At 61.9% G+C, this 3,052-nt stretch carries 1 protein-coding gene; it reads right to left on the bottom strand.

Annotated features, from left to right (window positions below):
* Nucleotides 1–247: 247 nt before the first annotated feature.
* Nucleotides 248–2,500: a polysaccharide biosynthesis tyrosine autokinase gene (locus ABLE93_RS26795; protein ID WP_348842706.1), complete on the bottom strand. Its 2,253-nt coding sequence runs from the start codon at nucleotides 2,498–2,500 to the stop codon at nucleotides 248–250.
* Nucleotides 2,501–3,052 lie beyond the last annotated feature (552 nt).

Raw genomic sequence — 3,052 nt, 5'->3', positions numbered from 1 at the left:
AGAGAGACATCAAGGCCGACGTACACCATGGGGACCTCCCGGCGCTGGGTTCAGGCCCCGATCGTCCTCTTCGCCGCGGAACGCCGCAAACGGCTCAAGAGATCAGGACCGAATACCCCATCTCTTCCGTGAACCGCTGCGCCTCATGTTCCGGTCCTCTCGATGGGCCAGAACGAACTTCAATCTGGATGAGCCGGAAGAGGCAACGTCACGCTTCAACGGCCTGCTACTCCCCGCCGCGCCTTGATCAGGAATCGCGGCCGTAATTTGCATAGTATTTATGGTAATAATACTTGCTGCCGTAATCTTCGAGATTGCGAAGGACTTGGAGGTCGACCTTGTTCAGCAGGCAGCCGAGAACCTTGGCGTAGACGTTCGGGGCGTTCTGAAGAACATTGGCCACGAGATCGCGGTTGGACGCGCCCCAATCCAGGACATAGACATAGCCGTCGACGAGATGGGTCGATGCCATCACGTCGACAACCGGCGCGAGCGGCGGGAAGTCGATCACGATGTAGTCCACCTGGCGCTTCAGCGTATCCAGGACTGCCGACATCTGCTCGGACGCCAGAACCTCGTTGGTGTGCACCATTTCGCCCGGAACCACGGCGGGGATGAAGCGCAGGCCGGTCATGGGATCGATGACGCTGGCGTCTTCCAGGGTCGCCTTACCGAAAATCAGCTCCAGCAGACCGACCGTGCGCCCGGGGGCGAGGCGGCGGGTGAGCGTCGGATTGCGCAGGTCGCCGTCGATCAGCACGCAGCGCTGGCCGCTGTGGGCGATCAACTGGGCGAAATTTGCCGATACCGTCGACTTGCCCTCTTTCGGCAAGGTCGAAATGATGCCGATGACCTTCACCGACCGGCTGTGGATCGATACGTCTGCCGATACCTTCACCGACCGCAGGGTCTCCGAAAAGCGCGAGAACGGATCTGAGATCGCCTGCCGCATGATGCCGGCTGAGCTATCGAACGCGCTCTGTCCGGCAGGAACCGTCGTGGCGGTCGCGGCCGGCAGAATCGGCAGGACGCCGAGGCATTCGAGGCCCAGGTATCGCTCCACGTCGGTGGGCAAGCGGAAGGCCCGGTTCATCCGCTCGCGCCAGAGCGCCGCGCCAAACCCCAGCATCAGTCCAAGCATGGTTCCGCCGGCAACGATCAGCGTCGTCCGCGGCGCGGACGCGCGCAAGGGAGCCGACGCGTCGGTGATGAGTCGCGCCTCGGTGACCGGGAACGACTGCTGCTGCGTAGCCTGCATGAAGCGCTGCAGGAAATTATCGTAGAGCGCGCGATAGGACTGGGAATTGCTTTCCAGCTCCCGCAACTCGACCTGGGCCTGGCCCGTGAGCTTGGCCTGCGTGACGAGCGTATCGAGGCTCTTGGAGAGACTGGCCTCGCGCGCTTTGGAGATTTCCAGGTCCGACTTATAGGTCTCGGCGATGCGCGACAGTTCGTTGAAGAGCGAGCGTTGAAGGCCCTTGATCTCCTGGTTCAGATTTAACACGGCGATATGGTCGGGACCATAGCGCTTCGACCAGTCCGCCTCGCGCTTCACCGCGTCAAGATACTGCGTCCGCAGTCGGCTGATGACGTCGTTGTTGAGCACGTCGGAGACCGCCTCGTCACTCGACCCGGCAACGACGCCTTGCTTGATGATGCTTTGAACCCGCTCGAAGCGGGCCTGGGATTCGGCAACGGCGGTGCGCGCGGTGATCAGCTGGGTATTCAGCTCCGACAGTTGCTGGTCAGAGACCAGACCGCGGGCGGTATCGATGATGTTGTTCTTGCCCTTGAAGTCCTGTACCGCGCGGTCGGCGGCGAGCGCCTGGTCGCGCAGCTCGGCGATCCGGTCCTGGAGCCAGACGCTCGCGCGGCGGGTGGCCTGATACTTCGCCTCGAGCTGGTCGACGATGTAGGCTTCCGCCACCTGGTTAGCTACTTCCGCGGCGAGCACTGCGTCGGGAGCCCTGAACTCGAGACCGATGACGTAGCTCATGCCGACGCGCTTGACCCGCAAGCGCTGGCCGAATTCATCGATCTCAGACCGTTCCCACTCGTAGTCGCTGAGCGGCGCCGACTGGAAGAGAAACGGCAGCACGACGCCAAGCGTTCTGCTGAGGAAAGACGGACCGTCCTGCGCCAACCGTTCCTTCTTGGCCTCGACCAGCTTCAGGTCCTTGATGACCGCCTTGGCGATACGCTCCGACTGCAGAATCTGCACCTGGCTGTCGATTGCGCTCGAATCCATCAGGCCGTTCAGTTGCGGCATGACCTCGAGGCCGCGGGCCTGCTGGGGGTCGATGAGGAGCTCGGCATTCGCCGAATATTGCGGCGTGGACAAGACGCAGAAAAGAGCAGCCAAGGAGGCGACGACGGCTGTAACAGTGGCGATGAGCCACTTCTGGCGCTTGACAACTTGAAGGAGGAAAACGAGATCTATCTCGTTCTCGCTATGAATACGAGCGGGAATGTCAGTCGAAGTCTGGTCAATTCGAAGCATGCCGCCGTGGCCCCATTTCTTTCACTGGCGCAACTGCCACCAAACCGCTGCGCTGACTGTCTGCCCCCAGGCGTCAGCGATCTGCACACTGCCGCAGCGATCCGCACACCGCCGTGCCCCATCGCTAGGCCCAGGCTCGCCCCAACTCCGATAAGGCAGCCAAGCGCCGCACGAACCGCAAACAAAATACGGCCCACCTCTAGCTCGCCCAGCTCTCAAGCAAAGTGCTGGGTTCACTACGAATGGGCCATGCTCAAAAGCGTCGCACTCCGTCTTAGTGTTTTTTTAACACGGCAGGAGCGGCGCCGCAACAATGGTAGACCTCGCAATCTTCGGTCACGCTTGGTTTTCAGGCATCCGCGGCCCTTGGACCCCCTGGAAGCTACCACCCTACTGCATGGGGAGGTGAGGCGTTATCACTGCCCGTGACGTTGCCCCCAACTTTTATCCAGCGGTGAGTTCGCTCTGGCGGTGGGGTTTGGCCTGTTCGGCGGTGTGAGCGGCGGGGTCTGGCGCGGAGCTTCTGGCTTGGCGCAGCGGCAGATCCCGTCG

The sequence above is a fragment of the Xanthobacter pollutisoli genome (assembly GCF_040044995.1).
In the GTDB taxonomy this organism is placed as follows: domain Bacteria; phylum Pseudomonadota; class Alphaproteobacteria; order Rhizobiales; family Xanthobacteraceae; genus Xanthobacter.
This window is presented reverse-complemented; position numbering and strand designations above follow the sequence as displayed.